General features: G+C 35.9%; 15 protein-coding genes. 9 read left to right on the top strand and 6 right to left on the bottom strand.

What is annotated here, in order from left to right:
• Nucleotides 1–725, top strand: a 725-nt coding sequence (locus ACTTKP_RS03510; RefSeq protein WP_442552516.1) for a glycine--tRNA ligase, incomplete at its 5' end; no start/stop codon positions are given.
• A 16-nt stretch (nt 726–741) separates the two neighbouring features.
• Nucleotides 742–4329 (top strand): YDG domain-containing protein, encoded by a 3588-nt coding sequence (locus ACTTKP_RS03505; protein WP_442552515.1) that lies wholly within the window; start codon nt 742–744, stop codon nt 4327–4329.
• A 108-nt stretch (nt 4330–4437) separates the two neighbouring features.
• Here ACTTKP_RS03505 and ACTTKP_RS03500 read toward each other — a convergent pair whose 3' ends face one another.
• The 3 genes from ACTTKP_RS03500 to pyrB form a co-directional block, all read right to left on the bottom strand.
• Entirely contained in the window at nt 4438–4596 is a 159-nt protein-coding gene (locus ACTTKP_RS03500) for a rubredoxin (protein ID WP_442552514.1), read from the bottom strand.
• A gap of 137 nt (nt 4597–4733) precedes the next feature.
• Nucleotides 4734–5165 (bottom strand): aspartate carbamoyltransferase regulatory subunit, encoded by a 432-nt coding sequence (locus tag ACTTKP_RS03495; protein ID WP_442552513.1) that lies wholly within the window; start codon nt 5163–5165, stop codon nt 4734–4736.
• Nucleotides 5166–5176: 11 nt separating this feature from the next.
• The gene (gene pyrB, locus ACTTKP_RS03490; RefSeq protein ID WP_442552512.1) at nt 5177–6091 is read right to left on the bottom strand and encodes an aspartate carbamoyltransferase; all 915 of its coding nucleotides are present in this window, start codon (nt 6089–6091) and stop codon (nt 5177–5179) included.
• Between the two features lie 139 nt (nt 6092–6230).
• On the opposite strand from pyrB, the gene ACTTKP_RS03485 reads away from it, so the two are divergent.
• From ACTTKP_RS03485 to ACTTKP_RS03475, 3 genes are all read left to right on the top strand, one after another.
• Entirely contained in the window at nt 6231–7124 is an 894-nt protein-coding gene (locus ACTTKP_RS03485) for a hypothetical protein (RefSeq protein WP_442552511.1), read from the top strand.
• Nucleotides 7125–7144: 20 nt separating this feature from the next.
• Nucleotides 7145–8077 (top strand): GTP-binding protein, encoded by a 933-nt coding sequence (locus tag ACTTKP_RS03480; protein ID WP_442552510.1) that lies wholly within the window; start codon nt 7145–7147, stop codon nt 8075–8077.
• Nucleotides 8078–8274: 197 nt separating this feature from the next.
• Nucleotides 8275–10002: a bifunctional diguanylate cyclase/phosphodiesterase gene (locus ACTTKP_RS03475; RefSeq protein WP_442552509.1), complete on the top strand. Its 1728-nt coding sequence runs from the start codon at nt 8275–8277 to the stop codon at nt 10000–10002.
• Nucleotides 10003–10080: 78 nt separating this feature from the next.
• Here the strand turns inward: ACTTKP_RS03475 and ACTTKP_RS03470 are convergent, their stop codons facing one another.
• The 3 genes from ACTTKP_RS03470 to ACTTKP_RS03460 form a co-directional block, all read right to left on the bottom strand.
• Nucleotides 10081–11496, bottom strand: a complete 1416-nt coding sequence (locus ACTTKP_RS03470; RefSeq protein ID WP_442552508.1) for an amidophosphoribosyltransferase — start codon at nt 11494–11496, stop codon at nt 10081–10083.
• A gap of 130 nt (nt 11497–11626) precedes the next feature.
• On the bottom strand, nt 11627–13549 hold the full coding sequence (locus tag ACTTKP_RS03465; RefSeq protein ID WP_442552507.1) for an EAL domain-containing protein: 1923 nt from the start codon (nt 13547–13549) through the stop codon (nt 11627–11629).
• A complete protein-coding gene (locus ACTTKP_RS03460) occupies nt 13539–15500 on the bottom strand; it encodes an EAL domain-containing protein (protein ID WP_442552506.1) in 1962 nt (653 codons plus the stop codon). Before ACTTKP_RS03460 ends, ACTTKP_RS03465 begins: the two co-directional genes overlap by 11 nt.
• Nucleotides 15501–15649: 149 nt before the next feature.
• On the opposite strand from ACTTKP_RS03460, the gene ACTTKP_RS03455 reads away from it, so the two are divergent.
• The 4 genes from ACTTKP_RS03455 to ACTTKP_RS03440 are packed head-to-tail and all read left to right on the top strand — an operon-like array spanning nt 15650 to nt 20304.
• Complete coding sequence (locus ACTTKP_RS03455; protein ID WP_442552505.1) at nt 15650–16672, top strand: deoxyguanosinetriphosphate triphosphohydrolase; 1023 nt, start codon at nt 15650–15652, stop codon at nt 16670–16672.
• A gap of 8 nt (nt 16673–16680) precedes the next feature.
• Nucleotides 16681–18450 carry a DNA primase gene (gene dnaG, locus ACTTKP_RS03450; RefSeq protein ID WP_442552504.1) on the top strand — a complete coding sequence of 590 codons (1770 nt, stop codon included), beginning with the start codon at nt 16681–16683 and terminating at the stop codon, nt 18448–18450.
• Nucleotides 18451–18478: 28 nt separating this feature from the next.
• On the top strand, nt 18479–19597 hold the full coding sequence (rpoD, locus tag ACTTKP_RS03445; RefSeq protein WP_442552503.1) for an RNA polymerase sigma factor RpoD: 1119 nt from the start codon (nt 18479–18481) through the stop codon (nt 19595–19597).
• Nucleotides 19597–20304, top strand: coding sequence for a tRNA (adenine(22)-N(1))-methyltransferase (locus ACTTKP_RS03440; protein ID WP_442552502.1), 708 nt, complete (start codon nt 19597–19599; stop codon nt 20302–20304). The genes rpoD and ACTTKP_RS03440 overlap by 1 nt, the downstream gene beginning before the upstream one ends.
• Nucleotides 20305–20311: the final 7 nt, after the last annotated feature.

The following is a 20311-nucleotide window of genomic DNA, read 5'->3' as shown; positions in this document are numbered from 1 at the left end:
AGCAGATGGAATTAGAATTCTTCTGCGAGCCGGGTACAGATATGGAGTGGTTCCATTATTGGAGACAGTTCTGTAAAGATTGGCTCATTTCTCTTGGTATGAAGGAAGAAGAAATGCGCCTGCGTGACCATGATCCTGAAGAGCTTTCCTTCTATTCAAAGGGAACTACCGATATTGAGTTCTTATTCCCATTTGGCTGGGGAGAGCTTTGGGGTATAGCTGACAGAACTGACTATGACCTTGGCAGACATCAGGAAATATCCGGTGAGCCTATGGAATATTTTGATGATGAGAAGAAGGAAAAATATATTCCTTATGTAGTAGAGCCTTCTCTTGGTGCAGATAGAGTAACTCTTGCCTTCCTATGTGGTGCTTATGATGAGGAAGAGCTTGAAGGAGGTGATATGCGTACAGTGCTTCGTTTCCATCCATTCCTTGCTCCTGTGAAGGCAGCAGTCCTTCCTCTTTCTAAGAAACTTGGAGAGGGTGCAGAAAAGGTATTTGCAGAGATTTCCAAAGACTGGAACTGCGAGTATGATGACAGAGGTGCTATAGGAAAGAGATACAGAAGACAGGATGAAATAGGTACTCCATACTGCATTACCTATGACTTTGACTCAGAAACAGACGGCATGGTTACTGTAAGAGACAGAGACAGCATGGAGCAGGAAAGAGTAGCTATATCAGAGCTTAGGAATTATTTTAGGGATAAGTTTGAGTTTTAAGAAGGAGTGTATTTATATGGCTGATAAAAAAAGAAGAAAAATTGAGAAAAAAATTATACCGCTTGCTATGGCAGCAGTGCTTACAGTACAGGGAACAACAGTTCCTGTACTGGGCAATGTAAAAGATAGTTTGAATTCTGCATATAAGATAACCGGTAGAATAGTAGCAGATGCAAGTAATATCAAAGAATTAGTATTAAAGGCTAATGAAAAGATTACTATTGGAGCTGACGGTTATTCAGTTAATGGTGGAAACAAAGAATCACATAACGGTTCATATAGTCTTACAACAAATGGGAGCGAAGTAAGTGATGCTAATATTGAAATTGTAGGAAATGTCAATATAACATTAAAAAATTGTAAATTAACTACAAGTAAAGACAAGAGTGGAGAGAATAATGGACTCTTTAGCTTTTCAGGTGGAACAGTTAACTTAAAATTAGAAGGTAAAAACTCCATTTCATATACAGGTGTTGAGGATGAATATGAGGTAGGTAATAAAGAACACACTTCAAATCTTACAATAACAGGAGGGGGAAGTCTTCATCTTAATAATGTAAGTTTGGGAGTGGGAAGTCTTACAATTGGTGCTAATAGGGTGCATATTGGTAAAGAGCTTAAGCTTGATACAAGTGCAACATTAAAAATAGAAGGACAAGGCAGAGTATCTGTAGGTAAGCTTGATTTAGCTGGCGGTAATAAACTTCTTTTAAATGGAGATGTGGTATTATATGCCAAAGAAGATAATGGATTATATACTTTAGAAAATAATTGCAAGGGAGTAATCTATAGAGGTACTGAAGTTACATCTTCTAACGGTAATGATACTTTCACCGGTGGTGCAGGCTGGTTATACGGAGATCCTGATTTATCAGCTTCTATTAAACCGAGCGGTTCACAGTTATTAACAGCACTTACACAAGCGGATGTACAGGCTTCTGATGTAGAATATACCGGAGATGATATAAATCCTAACCTTACAGTAACAGCTAATAGGAAGCTGACCGGTAACCGCACACTTAGTTTAGGAACTGATTACACAGTAGAGTGGCAAGCAGGAGCGAACAAGAGTTCAGTAGGAAATAAAACTATTACTATTAAGCCTATACAAAACAGGGGATATATAGGGGATATTACAGCTAATTTTGATGTTAATGCAAAAAGCATTGCAAATGCTGTAATTGACTTACAAGTAGGTGATGGTTTTTATAACGGTAAAGAACAGACTGTAAAAATTAACTCCGTTAAAGTAGGGGGGGGTAAGGCTCTTACTGAGGATGATTATGATATTGAAGCAGGTACTAATAATGCTGCAAAGGCCGGTAGTTATAAACTAAAATTACAAGGTAAAGGTAACTATACAGGAGAAGTTACCAAAGACTGGGAGATAAAAAAGGCTCCACTTCATATTGTAAATGCTACCATAGCTGAGAAGAAATGTGATGGAAAGATAGATGCAAAGGTTTTAGCAGTTACCTTTGATGGCCTGCAAAACGGAGAGACTTTAGTAAAAGATACAGACTATACTGTAACTGGAAGATTCTCTGATGCAAAGGTAGGTACAGGTAAGACTGTAGAGATAAAAGTAACCTTAAACGACAATGATAAACTAAAAAACTATGAGTTGAAAGAGAGTACCTATAAACTCATAAATCAGGAAATTAAGCGTGGACAGCATGCAAAGCCACAGTATATTGGAGAAATTGGATTAGATGATAGTGATCCAGACAATAAGTTTAAGTATTCTGTGGGTATATGGAATGGTGCACAGTACAAAATGGATGACGGGAACTGGCAGGATAGTAATGTGTTTACAGGGATAGATCCGGGAAGCACACATACCTTTTCTATTAGAGTAAAGGCTTCAGAGGGAATAGATGCGAGTGAAGAAGTTAAGGGTAATGCTGTTAAATTCGATCCTATTGCAAATAAAAACAGTCCTGTACTTAAGTACAAGGTTGAGAATGGTACTGAGTCAGGTAAGAAGAAAATTACTCTAACAAGTGAAGCAAATGTAGAATACAGCTTTGATGATGGTGAAAATTATTTTGAGGTAAATGTTAAAGACAATATTGATTCAGCTACTACTCCTGTTAAGGTAGCTGTGCGTTTTAAGCAGACTAAGACGCAAAAGCCTTCTTCAGAGACAAAACAGGAGATAGATGTAAGCAAGAATAGCTATGAGGGAGAGGCGCCTGAATTAGACGGAAGCTATGAGGTAGATAGCAGCCATGCTAATAAATTTGTATATAAGGTAAAAGCCAAACAGAATGCACCTGACGGTGAGGCCTATCAGTATTCAATGGATTTATCAGGCTGGAAAGAGCCGGCAGAAGCTAATGGTTTTGTTACTTTTGATAATATAGATCCTAAGTCAACTCATATCTTCTATGCCAGTATAAAAGCAACTGGAACTCATGGGGAAGGTATGCGGGGCAGTAAAAAGGTAACCTTTGACCTCCTTGCTAAGACAGAAAAGCCTGATCTTAATGTTAGTGTTAGCGGTGAGAAGGGTTATAAAACTGTTACTATTACAGAGGTTGCAGGTGCATTGTATAAGTTTGGTGATGGTTCTTGGCAGGGTCAAAATAAGATAGAAAATGTAGCTGATGAAAAGATGACTGTAGGTATCCGCTATGCAGAAACTACTACACATAAGGCTTCAGAGGCTGTATACAAAGAAGTAACTGTCAATGAGAAAGAGAATAACAATTCTTCAGGAAGTGGAGGAAGCTCGGGAAGTACTGGAAGCTCAGGAGGTACAAGCAGTGCAGGAAGCAGCGGTTATTCACAGAGTAATGATTATAGTAACTATGTGCCATATGCACCATATGCTCCTTTAGTATCAGGCTCATCTGAGACAAAAAGTCAGGAAAATACAACAAGTGCTAAGCAGGAAGATAAAAAGACTGAACCTGCTAAAGAGGTTAAACAGGAAGATAGTATTACTAAGTCTGAGGTTTCAGCTGATACAGAAGTAAAGCCTGTAGTAAAGAAAGAGGCTGAGGCGGTATCTAAGACTAAGGCTGAGGCAAATATCGGCTTAGAGGATATTTCTAAGGCTGTAGAGGCTGCTGATAATAATAACGAGACTACAGTGAAGCTTAAGGTTACAGCACCTAAGGGAACTAAGGCTGTAGATGTAAAGCTTGAAAATGGAATCTTAGACAGTCTGGTAAATTCTGTTATTAAGACTTTTGAGGTAACAGCAGCTAAGTTAAAGTTAAGATTTGAGAATAAGGCTCTCGCCTCCATTAATGATAATAGTGAGGGAGATGTGAATCTTTCAATTTCTAAAGTTACCAAACTTGACAGCAGAGTGAAGAAGATTGCAGGCAAGAGACCTGTGTACAAGATTTTGTTAAAGTCCGGAGATACTAAGATTAATGTTCTTGATGAGGGTAAGGTTAAGATAAGTATTCCTTATAGTAAGCCTGACGGTGAAAAAGCTAAAGGCTTGTATGTGGCTTATTTTAATGAGCAGGGTAAGACTGTGAAAATAAAAGCTTCTTATGATTCAAAGGCTAAGGTACTTAATTTTAATACAAAACATTTTACCAGCTATATGGTAGGATATAAAGCTCCTAAGAAGGCTAAAAAGTAGATAAAGTACTGATAAAAGTTTTATCAAATAAAAAATGCTGTCACACAGAAAATAGTGTGACAGCATTTTTAAGTTTGTAATATGTCAGTGAAAAAGCTAAAGATAAGATTACTCTTCTGAGAACATATCTTTGCCAACACTGCAATCTGGACATTCAAAGTCATCAGGAAGATCTTCAAACTTTGTACCGGGAGCTATACCCATATCTGGACATCCTTCTTCTTCATCATATACCCATCCACAAACATCACATACATATCTTGCCATAAGTGTTCTCCTTTATTTTATATAATTATTAAGAGTAAAATACTACTCTATTTCAAAATAAATTATACACTATTTAATTGTGGAAAACAATAACAAAATGAACTTTATTAAAAGTGTATATATTTTTAAACAAAATTTTATTTCTTCATCTTGTAAGCCTGCTCACAGTAGATACAGCGATAAGTGATATTCGCCTTGTCCGTAAGTTTAAAAATATGAGGAAGTCCTCTTTCTACAGAGGTTATGCAGCGAGGATTTTTACAGGTAAATATATCTTTTACAGTTTCAGGAAGAGTTGGGTGCAGCTTATCTTTTATTACTCCATCAACTATTACATTAACTGTAATGCTGTCTCCAAAGATAGAAAGCATAGGGAGATTTAACTCTTTAGGTATTCCTTCTATTTTAATAATATCTTTCTTACCCATCTTGGAACTTTTGGCATTTTTAATAATGGCTATCTGGTTATCATGTCTGCTTAGATGAAGGTATTTATAAATGGACATTGAAAGTCCTGCAGGAATGTGATCAATTACATAGCCTGAATTAAGACCGCTTATATTTAACATAATTATCCTCCCTATGCTAATTCAAGTAAACGCAGAATAAGAGCCATTCTTACATAGACACCGTATTTTGCCTGTTGAAAATAGGTTGCTCTCTTGTCGTTATCAACTTCAGTTGCTATCTCATTAACTCTTGGAAGAGGATGAAGTATCATAAGATCTTCCTTTGCATTTGTAAGCTTAGGCATATCAAGAATATAGGTATCTTTAAGCCTGATATAATCCTCTTCATTGAAAAAGCGTTCCCTCTGAACCCTTGTCATATAGAGCACATCCAGCTCAGGAAGTGCATTTTCAAGAGAAGTGGTTTCTACATAAGGAGCATTGTTTGCATTTAAGATTTCAGTTTTAACATATTCGGGAAGTTTAAGTTCATCAGGAGAAATAAGTACAAATTTTATTTCAGGATATCTTACAAGTTCCTGAATAAGAGAATGAACAGTTCTTCCAAACTTGAGGTCGCCACACAGACCGACTGTCATATGTCCCAATTCGCCACGAAGTTCCTTTATGGTAAGTATGTCTGTAAATGTCTGGGTAGGATGGTTATGTCCTCCGTCACCGGCGTTGATTACAGGGATGTCAGAGTACATAGATGCTACCTGTGGAGCACCCTCTTTAGGATGACGCATAGCACAGATGTCTGCATATGCCGAAATTACCCTTATGGTATCGGCTACGGTTTCACCCTTTGCCGCTGAACTTGAGGAACTTTCAGAAAAACCGAGGACACTACCGCCTAAATTAAGCATTGCTGCTTCAAATGAAAGGCGGGTTCGTGTACTCGGTTCATAAAATAATGTAGCTAATTTTTTACCATGGCAGATTTCTTTGTATTTTTCAGGCTGTCTGTAAATATCAGATGCAAGAGCCAAAATCTCATTGGTTTCATCAACTGAAAAATCAAGCGGACTTATCAGATGCCTCATAATTACCTCCTTACAAATGTACATTAATATCATCTGAACAATTTTATTACATAATCGAAAATATAGCAAGAGGGATTTGATATTTAGTTTTTATTCTTGAAAAATTGCAGGCTTCTTATTATACTATTAAGAGAAGGAAATGGCAGAAGTGCAAGGTTATGATTTATATGCTTTACTAAAGAGCAGGATTAAAAAATTGGAGGAAAATATAATGGCAGAGTTTAAAGATAAGGTAATGTATTTGGGGCACAGCGGATTTTTGCTTGAGCTTGAGAGTGCTACCTTGATTTTTGATTGGTATCAGGGAGAGATTCCACCATTAAGAGGAGATAAGCCTGTATATATATTTGCAAGTAATATAAATCAGGATCATTTCAGACCTGAAATATTCGGAGCTGTTGAACAGTTGCCTCATGCAGAGATTTTTATAGGATATGATCATTCCATTTCAGAGGTGGATACATTTTTAGACAGCCTTCCTGAGAGAATTCAAGACCATGTCAGCTGTTTTGACGGGGATGCCAGGCTTTATTCGGAAAATGAGGAAATGCTTGTAAGTTCTATTCCGTCAACTGAGAATGGAGTGGCTTTTATAGTTGAGATTGAAGGAAAGACTATATTCCATGGAGGAACCCTATATCTTAATCAGACAGCTTCTGAAGAGGATTATAATAAATGGTATGAAAAAATGAAGAATGATCATCCGGAATTAAACATAGCGGATTATAAGATGTATCTGAATCATTGTGAAGAGGAGTTTGGAAAATATACTGAAAAAATTAAAGGCAAAACTTTTGATTATGCAATGCTTCCTCTCGAGCCAAAACATGGGGACATAGGTGAAAGAACCATAAAGAGGTATATGCAGGTAGCAGATTATAAGCTGTGGTCACCGATGCAGCTGCATGGAATGTACGATGCAGTGGATGAATTTGTAACAAATTATCCTGAATTTGCTAAAAACATGATAGGGGTTACTAAGAAGAGTGGAGTAAAACAGGCTATAAAGTCCGGTGAGAAGTATGAGCTGTAGAGGCTTATAGGGAGATTAATGTGATTAAAATTGATTTAGTTACAGGGTTTTTAGGCTCGGGGAAGACAACATTTATTAAAAAATATGCTAAGTATTTTTTAGATAAGGGCTTAAAAATAGGAATACTTGAAAATGATTACGGTGCGATAAATATAGACTTAATGTTATTAGGAGATCTTTTAGGTGAAAATTGTGAGTTGGAAATGATAATTGGTGGAGGAGATCTTTTAACTCATAAGAGGAGGTTTAGAACTAAGCTGATTGCAATGGCAATGAGTGGATATGACAGAGTGATAGTAGAGCCTTCAGGTATATTTGAACCTGAAGAACTGTTTGATTTACTGAGTGAAGAGCCTTTAGACAGATGGTATGAAGTAGGAAGTGTTATTACCATAGTAGATGTGAGTTTTGAAACTGAACTGTCTGAAGCTTCAGAGTATCTGCTTGCTGTTCAGCTTGCCAATGCAGGGGCAGTGGTATTTAGCAGACAGGAAAACTATAGGTATGGGGGAATTAAGGAAACAATTTGTTATTTAAATAGCCTGCTTGCAAAAATTAAGTGTACGAGGAAGTTAAGTGAAGGGGATATAGTGCTGTCTGAAAATAAATTTGAAGTCTGTGATTTTATGAGGATTGAGAATGCAAATTATGTGATTTCAGATTATGAAAAGAATTTTTTTGAAAAAAAAGATTATTCTTCTATCTTTATTATGAACTCAAATCTTACAAAGGAAAAACTTACAGAAAAGGCAAAGAAATTTTTTGAAAAATCAGAACAATTTGGAAGAGTAATTCGGATTAAGGGTTTTATAGAAGAAAATGGAAGATATTTTTTTATAAATATGACAAAAAATAAAATGGAAATTAACAGCATAGAAAAAGGACAGAATATACTAATAGTAATAGGAGAAGAACTTAATGAAGATGAGATAAAAAATGAAATTATAGCATAAAAATACATGATTACAAAATATTTATAAAAATATACAATATTAATTCTATTGTAAAAAAAGTGAATTCCAGAATAAAGTAAAAAAAGAATGATGTATAAATTTGCAACCAATTGTATTAATCATGTTGATTATAATTTTAAACTTTGATATAATTTAAAAGGAAGTATATAGTAGGTTAAGAAAGGACAGGATTAAAATTGGCACTGGTAGAAGACAAGGACGATAATTTTAAGGAAGATCCTATAGATAGAGAGAAAATTGGAGAATATTTTTCGAGTATATTCGATGTATTTTCGCATACTGCAAAGGGTAAGTATGTATTCATTATGAATATCCCCAATAACTATGTTTACTGGTCAAGTGAGGCAGTGTCTTATTTTGGATTGAAGAGTAACAGAATGTACAATCCAATAGAAGTTTGGGGAGAAAAGATTAATCCTCATGATCGGGAAATGTTCTACAAAGATATAAAGAGTTTGCTTGAAAAAAGAATTGATGAGCATAATCTTACTTATAGGATTAAGAATAAGAATGGTGACTATGTTACCTGTACATGTAGGGGACGCATAATTTATGATGATAATGGTGAGATGCTTTATTTTGCAGGTAATGTAATTAATCACCAGAAAAGTGAGCTGATTGATCCAGTTACAGGACTTAGAAATCGAGATGGGCTTTTTGCCTGCATGAATGATTTGAAAAAGGAAAATAAAAAATATTATTTTCTTATGGCAGGTCTTAAGCAGTTTTATAAGGTAAATTATGCTTATGGCTATGATTTTGGCAATCAGATTTTAGGAATAATTGCCGATATGTGGCGTGAAATAAATGATAACGGTGTAGTTTTTAGGACTGAAGGAACTAAAGCAGTTCTGCTATTTGAGATGGACAAATACAGTAAAAGAGATGTAGAGAAAAAGTACAAGGAAGTCTCAGATAAGTTGAAACAAGGAATAGAGTATAATGGATGTAAAGTTTTCCTCAGTATTTATGCCTGCTTATACGAATCTACCAATTTGGATTTAGATGTAAATACAATTTATAACTGTGCTATGTATGCTGCCAATAAAAAGAAAAAAGAAGAAAATGATGAAATATTTTTAGTTACGGAAAATCTATTTTCAGGAAATAAGATTTTTATGGAAAAACTTAGTTATATCCGTAATTGCATACATAAAAATTTTATGGGCTTTTATCTTGTTTATCAGCCTATTGTATCTGCAGATACTGGTGAACTTACAGGAGCTGAGGCTCTTATAAGGTGGAAGGGTGAACCGTATGGATTTGTACCTCCTAACGAGTTTATTGAATGGCTTGAAGGAGATACAATATTTTATGATTTAGGAAATTGGATAATAAGACAGGCAATAAGAGATACCAAAGAACTTATAGAAATTTATCCCGATATTTTAGTAAATATTAACTTAGCATATCCTCAGTTGCAGAATTTGAGATTTAAATCTGATCTTAGTGATATATTAGAAGAGGAGGGATTTAATCCACAAAATTTAAATCTGGAACTTACAGAGAGATGTAAATTTAGTAATATCGATACTTTAAGAAGTAGTATTGCCTTTTTTAAGTCATTGGGGATAAACACTGCACTAGATGATTTTGGAACAGGATATTCAGCCCTTGATCTTATGGTGGAACTTCAAGTAGATGAAATTAAGATTGATAAGAGTTTTATTCAGGACATTGATAAAGATATATCAAGACAGAGCCTCTTAAAAGCTATTACAACCTGTGCTCATGAGTTGGGCAAGAGAGTTTGTGTAGAAGGAATAGAAACTGAAGTGATGGCAGGCTATCTGTATAATCATTTTGAGATTACCAAATATCAGGGTTATTATTTTTCAAAGCCTCTTGAAAAACAGGATTTAATAGACTGGGTTAAGAAGAATAAGGAAGATTTTGCAAAATAAAGGAGTATGGCTGGATGAATTTAATTCAAACAGCCGCACTCCTTATTTTATATGTATTATGAAATTTTACTAAAATTATTATTCATTTCCATCAAAACAGTAGGTACAAAGATTTTCCTTGCCTATGCCGATTGACTCTACCATATCATCAAGTCTGTTAAATCTTAAAGAGGTGAAGCCGAGCTGCTTGCGGATTTCATCTACCATTTTTTTGTATTTTTCTGAATCAGGATTAGTATATTCTTCTAAAATATCACTAGATATATCTTCACCCTCTTCATTTCTAATAATTCTTCTTGTAATTAAATCCATGTCTGAAGTAGAGCGGGAGAAATTGATATATTTACAGCCGAACATAATAGGTGGGCAGGCAGGTCTTACATGTACTTCTTTTGCACCACTTTTATAAAGAAATTCAGCAGTTTCTCTAAGCTGTGTACCTCTTACAATTGAATCGTCTATTAAAAGTATTTTTTTCCCCTCTATGAGCTCATGTACGGGTAGGATTTTCATTTTAGCAATGAGATCCCGTTTGGACTGAATTGTGGGCATAAAAGAGCGAGGCCAAGTCGGTGTATATTTTATAAACGGCCTTGAAAAAGGTATTTCAGATTCGTTTGCATATCCGACAGCATGTGCAGTACCTGAATCAGGTACACCTGCAACTATATCAATATCATTAATGGACATATTATCACGCTTAGCCATAAGGCTACCACATCTGTTTCTCATGTATTCAACTGAAACCCCCTCATAACCGGAAGAAGGGTAGCCAAAATATACCCAAAGGAATGAACATATTTTTTTGGGGTTATTGGGATTTGAAAGCACTTTGATGCCTTCGGGGGTAATTATATCTATTTCGCCGGGAGCAAGTTCTTTGTAGTGCTCATATCCTAAATTGAGATAGGCGAAGCTTTCAAAAGAGGCACAGTAGCCTTCTTCTTTTTTTCCTATGGCAATGGGTGTACGCCCAAGAGAGTCTCTTGCACAGTATATTCCGAGGGGAGTAAGGATGAGCATTGTCATAGAGCCTTCAATTTTTTCCCATACATATTGTATGCCCTCTATAAGATTAGTTTTTTGATTTATAATAGCGGCTACAAGTTCGGTTTGATTCACCTTGCCTCCGCTCATTTCAAGAAAATGGGTACCACCATTTGCTGCAATATCATCAGCGATTTCATCAGCATTGTTGATTCTTCCTACAGTAACTAGAGAGAAGGTTCCATGATGTGACCTTACAATTAGAGGCTGAGGTTCATAGTCAGAGATACAGCCTATCCCGAAGTTTCCTCTCATTTCCTGCATATCTCTGTCAAACTTGCTTCTGAAAGGAGAATTTTCGATATTGTGGATTGCCCTTTCAAAACCGTTTTCACCTAAAACAGTCATTCCGGCTCTGCGGGTACCAAGATGTGAGTGATAGTCTGTCCCAAAGAATAAATCAAAAACACAGTCATTTTTAAGTGCTGCTGCAAAAAAACCTCCCATTTATTTAGCCTCCTTATATATGTGATAATGATATTACAAGTTGGTATATTAGTCAACTATTAGAACAATTAAAGAAATTTAAAAATTATATAACCCCTACTAATATAATAAGCAGGAGTTATCATATAACCTATACTTCGGCAGGCTGATTAAGCTTTATCATTTTTACAAATTCAGTTCGGGTAAGCGGCTTGCTAAAATAATATCCCTGTATATATTTACAGCCTAGTTTGATAATTTCTCTTGCCATTTCCCTGGTTTCCACACCTTCAGCAACAACCTCAAAACCCACGGAAATAGGAGTCTTAACAAAATTTTTCAATAAAATCATAGACTTTTCGTCAGTAGAGATAAAAGGAGCTTGAACAATTGACTTGTCTATTTTAATTAGTTTTAATGGCAATGATAAAATTCTTGAGAGAGAGGAGTAGCCTGTTCCAAAATCATCAAGAGAGAATGTGATATTTTTATCATAAAGTGTCTTTATGTTTTTATCAACAATATCTGTAAATTCACTGGCTGAAGTCTCTGTAATTTCAAGATTTATCTGGCTTGGAAAGATACGATGTTGTTTTAGGACTGCCATTATATTGGAGGCAAGGTTACTCTGAAGGCATTCAACCATGGACACGTTTACCTCTATGTATTCAAAGTCATAGTCACTGAGGTGTTCTTCAGAAATCACACGACATACTTCATTTAAAACAAAGCTTCCTATATCAATAATCAGTGAGCTTTTTTCAGCAATTGGTATGAATATATCAGGTGGGACGAAATTGCCCTCATCGTCTCTCATTCTGATTAAGGCTTCAGCAGATGTAAATTTCTTTTTCTCTGTATTATAAATAGGCTGAAAATATACTTCAAGGCGGTTATCATTAAGTGCAGTTTTAACCAGTTCTTCTATACGCACAATTTCTGCATCACTTTTAAGATTGAGATTTTCAGCTTCTACTGTAAGTATATTATCGCTATTTTCATAAAGTTTTAATGCGGCAAAAAGATTCTCTACCATCCTTATACTGGAAACATGTTTAGGAGAACTGAAAGCACAGCTGGTTGAATATACAGGGATACTGAGCCTTGTGGAATTGGAAAGTATCTTCATTATATTACAGGTTTCTTCATAGACCAGTCTTGCCTCAGTTTCGTTATTTTCGTCCATAATTATGATGTACTGCCCATTATTAATTTTAAACATAAGCAGCTTTTTAGAAAACTGTTTAAGACTCTTTATAAAAATTCCTTCGGCATGCAGGATTCTGTTTTTTTCTACAGTTTTCACAAGTAAATCGAAATTGTGTATGTTTATTGCTATACACTGGGTATGCGAGTCGGGTGAGAACCTTGATTCACACATTGTAATAAAAGCATCACGATTCATCATAAGTGAGTCATCTGAATAATATTCACTTGGATTCTGCATATAGGAGAATACAAGTGTGATAAAAATTGTAGAAGTAAACTGAAGTGAGGCAGCCATCGGAAAAAGGTAATCAAAAACTGTTCCTGTAATAAAAATAAAAGGTATGGCAGGAAGCAGTATTTTATGATTTCGTGATAGAGCCTGCCTTCCCCGCAGTAGCAGAAAAGATGCTATGGCTGCATAATACAAATCTAAACAATAAAAAATAGCAAAATAAGGACCATATTCAAAAAATCCGCCGGCAGTTATAGAGAATACAAATTCTGTATTGTAATTAGACAGTAACAACGTAACTATAAAAATTATAGGAGCAATAAACAACTTAAGTATATTGCGCCCATGTATACGCCGGTTTACGGCAACAGATGTATATACAATCATATAAGCAAATGCAGCATACATCAGTATGTATTTAAGGGAATGCAGCGAGTAAAGTAAAAATCTGTTAGTACTTATGCGGCCACCAATTACGATAAGGTCAACAAGGGTATTTAGGAGCAAGATAAGTATGGCTTGCAGCACCAAGTTGTTGCGATAAAGCGAGGCTGTTTTCTTAATTCGATTAGCTAAAATAAGGGAGATTAATGTTAATATAGAGCATACATCAAGCCAGATACTATATTCCATTGGTGTTTACCTCCTTTTTTAAAAATTTAGCCAGGTCATTTGCAAAAAGTGGCTTAGAAAAATAATATCCCTGCAAATAATCACAGCCTAATTGGATTGCATAATTTTTAGCACTTTCAGTTTCTATATGTTTAGCTTTAACAATCATTCCAAATTCCTTGAGCAGCTCAAGAGTGCAGTTCATAAGATTGTCTGCCAGTTCGGACTCAAGTGCATTTTCGGTTAAAACTTTATCTATACTTACTGAAGTAATTGGCATTTCAAGAAAGGCAGAGGCATTTGTATAGCCGTTGCCGTAATTTTCGAGAGTGAACCTAAAGCCGGAATTATGTATGGCCTTCATGTTTTCTGCGATTACTCCGTCATAATCAGCAATAGTATTTTTTGCCAACTCAAAGCAAATGATCTTTGGTGGAATATCATATTGTGCTGCAAGATTAACGAGTTTTTCTACTTCGTTTTTCTTTAGTAGGATTGAAATTGGTATAACTATTTCTACAGACCTTATTCCCAGTATAATAAGGTCAGAATCCCTTATAGTTTTAAAAAGCATTTCAAGTACATAATTATAGAGAGATATAATTAATCCGTATTTTTCTGCAACACTTATAAAGGTATGTGAATTCACATAACCAATTTCAGCTGTATTCATAGTAAGTTCAGTCCTTACAGAATCAAATAAACCTGATGAGACATTAAGTTCAGGCAGGAATTTTAATTCTATACAAGGCTTTTCATATAAATTAAGAATTTTTGATGAAATAAGACGCTCTTTGTCTGTAACATTAATATCTATATCATCAATAGTTAAGTACTTCTGATTTTTGGATACTGTGGCAGTTGACTCTAATTGAAGAATCTCATGCAGCATATTCGAGCTTGCAATATCCTTAGGACAGTTATATATGAAAACCCGTTTTAGGAGGAGAATCATATTAGTATCAGTTATTTCAAAAGGGGAATTAAATCGTTCCTCTATCTTGTCTGCAAGTATTTCAGCCATATGAGTATTTGACCATGAATTGTCCAGGGAAATGTATATGGCAAATTTACCTCTTCCGTATGAATAGACATTTGCATGTTTTAAAAGATGTGACAGGAAAACGGATACATCCAAAATCAGGGCATTGGTGCAGTCTATACCGAGTTCTTTGTCCCAGGCATCAATCATTTCTATATTGAGGGTAATAATTGCAATTGGTTTTTTCATAGATATTGCAACACTGAAATTAGTAAACAGTGCATCCTTGTTTTGGAGTCCTGTCACAAAATCAATATAGTCTGAAGGGCTTTCTATAGTTATATAGGTAATTAATACCGTTATTGTCATAAAAAAGCTTTCAATTGCAAGTTGAGGCATGAAAAACTGTATGATGGTTCCTAAGACAGGTATATATGGAAGAACGGTAAAGGCAATCCTCTTGTCGTTTCTTACATTTTGTCCGTACCTCCTTATAGTTACTATAATGAAGAAGAGGTAGTAGAAGGCTATCACATATAGGAGATAAAGTAGAAGCCTTCTGTGATATCCTGAAACAGGACTTATGTAAAATACGGTTTGAGCAAAAGGATTTAAAGTAATGGTAAACACTGCCACAGCTGCAGGACTGTAGAGCAGAAATTTAGTTAATATCTCATCAATTTTTATGTTGAGTACCGAATACTCGTAAAGTAGAAAAAAAGTACAGCACAAAATATTAGTATAGAAAAAGACCATTGACAGGATATTTAATATGAGAGTAAAATCACCTATAGATTTATTGTTGTAAAATACATAATTCTCTATAAGGACTTGAGATAAAGCAGTAAAGGACGAAAGAAGCGAGCAAATATACAAGCTTTTAAATATTTTACTGTAAGGAAGAGTTACAGTATTTCTAAATATCAGCATATAGCCAAGAACCAGCTCTAAAATAAATGCAGCCACTTCAAACCAATAATTATTCACCATTATAATCTCCAGGATATCTATATTTAATAAAGTAACAATCAATACATTAACTATTATAATACAAGTATAATACAAAATGGTTACAAAAAAAAGGAAAATTAAAATTTTTTTTGAATAATAATAATATGGGCTTTGTCATGGAGGTAAAAATGGGAAAAGTTAAGTGTATAAGGGAGATTAGAGAAGAACTTGAACATAAGATGCTTTGTGAGTTTGCATCTTTTGCAGACAGTTCGGAAGGAAGAGATAAAAAAGAAGAGCCTGATGAGATAAGAACAATTTATCAGAGAGACAGGGACAGGATATTACACTGCAAGTCTTTTAGAAGGCTTAAGCATAAAACACAGGTTTTTTTAGACCCTGAAGGAGACCATTACAGAACCAGACTTACACATACACTTGAGGTTGCACAGATAGCAAGGACAATTGCGAGGGCATTGATGTTAAATGAGGATTTAACTGAGGCTATAGCTTTGGGGCATGACTTAGGACATACTCCTTTCGGTCATGCGGGAGAGAGGGCTTTGAATCGGATTTCTCCTTATGGTTTTCTACATAATGAGCAGAGTGTCAGAGTAGTGGAATTGCTTGAAAAGCATGGTGAGGGGCTGAATCTTACTAAAGAAGTAAGAGATGGGATTAGAAATCATAGGAGTGCCTGTGAGCCTTATACTTTAGAAGGAAAGATAGTAAGGCTTTCAGATAAGATAGCCTATGTAAATCATGATATAGATGATGCGTTAAGAGGGGGAATTCTTACAGAAGAGGATCTGCCTGCAGAATTTACGGATATAGTAGGGCATAGTGTGGCAGGAAGGATTGATGCTATGGTCAAGGATGTAATTTTTACAAGTTTCGGCAAAAACGAAGTGAAAATGTCCGAAAAAGTTGAAGGAGCAATGAGAGGACTCCGCAGCTTCTTAATGCGAGAGGTGTATAGTAATCCGGCTGCTAAGAGTGAGGAGGTACAGGCTCAGAGGCTTGTGGAGTATTTATATAGACATTATCTTGAAAACTATGAAACTTTACCGGAAGAATATAAAAAGCTTGCTGATGAAATGGGAGAACCTGTGGAGAGAGTAGTATGCGACTATATAGCAGGTATGTCCGATGATTTTGCTATTAAAACTATAAAAGAGATTTTTGTACCTGTTCGTTGGGGTAAATATTAAGGAGGCTCATGTTTTATTCGGAGGAGATTGTAGATGAGGTTAGGGAAAGAAATGATATAGTTGATGTTATTTCACGCCATGTAAATCTTACAAGAAGAGGGGTTAATTATATAGGGTTATGCCCTTTCCATGGAGAGAAGACACCATCGTTTTCTGTAAATCAGAGTAAGCAGATTTTTCATTGCTTTGGATGTGGAGTAGGTGGTAACTGCATCAGCTTTATGATGAAGTACGATAATCTGACATTTACCGAAGCGGTAAAAGAGTTGGCTGACAGGGCAGGAATGGTTCTTCCGGAAGAAACGGGAAATGAAAGCGGAAGGAAACAGGCGGATTTAAGAACAAGAATGCTTGAAATATATAAAGATGCAGCCACATTCTACTATTATCATTTAAGGGGAGATTATGGTAAATTCTCTATGGAGTATCTGAAAAACAGAGGGCTTAGTGATGAAACCATACATAAATTCGGATTGGGATATTCCGTAAAGTCATACAATGCCTTATATACCTATTTAAAATCTAAAGGTTACAGTGATGAGCTTATGATTAAGGCTGAACTTGTGAGTTTTAAAGAAGGCAGAGGAGTGTTTGACATGTTTTGGAACAGAGTGATGTTTCCGATTATGGACCAAAATAATCGTGTCATTGCCTTTGGCGGAAGGGTGATGGGAGAAGGCGAACCAAAATATCTTAATTCAAGAGAAACGGATATATTTAATAAGAGGCGTAATCTGTATGGACTTAATTTTGCAAAGCACAGCCGAGAAAAATATATGTTGCTCTGTGAGGGATATATGGATGTAATAGCACTTCATCAGGCAGGTTTTACCAATGCTATTGCCTCTTTAGGTACGGCACTTACAGAGGAGCAGGCGAGGCTTATAGCAAGATATGTAAAGGAAACAGTTATAACTTATGATAGTGATGGAGCCGGAGTAAAGGCTGCCTTAAGGGCGATTCCCATGCTGAAGGCTGCCGGAATTAAGACTAAGATACTGAACCTTTCTCCTTATAAAGACCCCGATGAGCTTATAAAGGCTGCAGGAAGGGCGGAATTTGAAAAAAGGATTGAAAATGCAGAAAATAGTTTTGACTTTGAACTTTTAACTATGGAGCAATCTTTTAATCTTTCAGAACCGGAGGGAAAAACAGAATTTTTGAATAAAGTAGCTGAAAGGCTTACAGATTTTCAGGAAGACTTAGAGCGTGAAAACTATATAGCGGCGGTTGCGGAAAAATATTTTGTATCTAAAGAGTCGCTTAACAGGCTTGTAATTAAGATTGGTGGAGCTAAAGAAATAAGGGAAGTTTATAAGGAAGCAGGTGAAAGAACGAAGAAGGCTGAGAGAGCCAAAACGGCAGAAGAAGGAATATTAAAAACGAGCAGATTGCTGTTAGCCTTAATTTATAATCAGCCAAGCCTCTACATACGCATAAAAGATATTATATTTCCGGAAGATTTTGTACTGCCTCTATATAAAGATGTGGCAGGCAGGATGTTTAGAATTATAGATTCTGGAGGTGTGATTAATGTAGCAGAGATGATAAGCAGATACGAGTCAGCAGATGACCAGGCTTTAGTTACAGAAATATTTGAAGATAAATTTGACTTAAGTCTGGTTAAAAATGAGCAGGAAAAAGTATTTAGGGAAGTAGTTATAAAAGTAAAGATGGCTGGTCTTGATGAAGCGTTGAGGAGACTTGACGATAATGATATGAAAAGTTTTATGGAGATAAAAAGAAGACAGAACGAACTCAACAAACTGAAATTTTAATTTGAGCAACTTACAGGAGGATGAGCATATGGACGAAAAGGTACTGAAAGGTAAGTTGAAGGAACTTGTGAAAGCGGCAAAGATGAAGAAAGGAGCATTGGAGGCAGAGGAAGTTAAAAGCTTTTTTTCTGATTGTGAAATAAGTGACAATGAATTAAAAAAGTGTTATAAATACCTTGAAAATAATGGTATAGATGTGCTTTTCATAAGCAGTTCAGATGAGGATGAGGACGAAGATAAAATCTTATTAGAGATGGGCTATGATGAAGAACCGGATGAAAAAATTGAAGACGGGAATGTTTTGGCTGCGGATGGAATTGGAACAGATGATCCTGTGAGAATGTATCTGAAAGAAATCGGAAAAGTGGCACTGCTCTCTATTGAAGAGGAAGTAGAGCTTGCAAAAAAGATAGAAGAGGGTGACGAAGATGCAAAACAGCAACTTATAGAAGCTAATTTGAGGCTGGTAGTAAGTATAGCAAAAAAATATATTGGAAGAGGACTGCAGTTTTTAGATCTTATACAGGAAGGAAACATTGGACTGATAAAGGCAGTAGAGAAGTTTGACCACAAAAAGGGTTATAAATTCAGTACATATGCAACTTGGTGGATTAAGCAGTCAATAAGCAGGGCTATAGCGGATCAGGCAAGAGCCATAAGGATTCCGGTACATATGGTAGAAACTATAAATAAAATAATACGGGTACAAAGACAGCTTACTCAAGAGTTTGGGAGGGAGCCACAGCCTGAGGAAATAGCAGAAAAACTTAATATGGAAACTGAAAAGGTAAGAAGCATATTAAAGATTGCACAAGAGCCTGTATCTTTTGAGACTCCTATAGGAGAGGAAGAGGACAGTCATATTGGAGACTTTATTCCGGATGACGGCAATATGGCACCGGTTGAGGCTGCGGCTTATGCTATTTTAAAAAGACAGCTTGCAGATGTGCTTGGAAGTCTTACAGAGAGGGAGGCAAGGGTAATAAGGCTGAGATTCGGTCTCGATAATGGGCGTACCCATACCTTAGAAGAAGTGGGAAGAGAGTTTGATGTAACCAGAGAAAGGATAAGGCAAATTGAGTCTAAGGCTTTAAGAAAACTCAGACAGCCGAGTAGAAGTAGAAAATTGAAGGATTATTTAGAATAATGAGGAAAAGAAAAAAAATACCAAAAAGAATGCTTGCGATTGCATCTTTGGTGGATTCATCCAAGGTTTTAGCAGATGTAGGATGTGATCATGCTTATATTTCAATCAATCTTATTGAAAATGGAAAGGCTGAGAGGGTAATTGCATCTGATTTGAGAGAGGGTCCGTTAAAGATTGCAAGAGGGAATATAAAGTCTGCGGGACTTGAAGAAAAGATTGAAACAAGGCTATGTTCGGGCTTATGCGGATATGAGCCGAATGAGGTTGATACCGTTTTGATTTCAGGTATGGGGGGGATGTTAGTAAGAGAAATTCTTTCCGAAAGCAGAGATGTTGTAAATGGAGCAGATACTCTTATTTTGGAGCCTCAGTCGGATTTGAGAATAGTAAGGGCATATTTGAGGGAAATCGGCTTTGCTGTCATTGATGAGGATATGTTAAGTGAGTCCGGAAAATATTATCAGATAATAAAGGCGAAAAAAGGAAATTCGAAGAGGTCTTTTACGGCAGAAGATGAATTTGGGCCCATACTTATCAGGAAAAAACATCCTGTATTAAAGGAGTTTTTAATTAAAAGAAAGAGGCATTTTGAGGAATTATTGCAAAATAGAGAGTTTTTGCAATCACAAAATAATCTTGATAATGGCAGGGTTAAGGTGATAGAAGAGGAGTTGGGGCTGGTGCGTGAGGCACTTAGCAGATTTTAACTTATGG

The organism is Catonella sp., assembly GCF_052169795.1.
GTDB lineage: Bacteria > Bacillota > Clostridia > Lachnospirales > Lachnospiraceae > Catonella.
The sequence above is the reverse complement of the archived record's forward strand: the minus strand, read 5'-3'. Positions and strand labels throughout refer to the sequence as shown.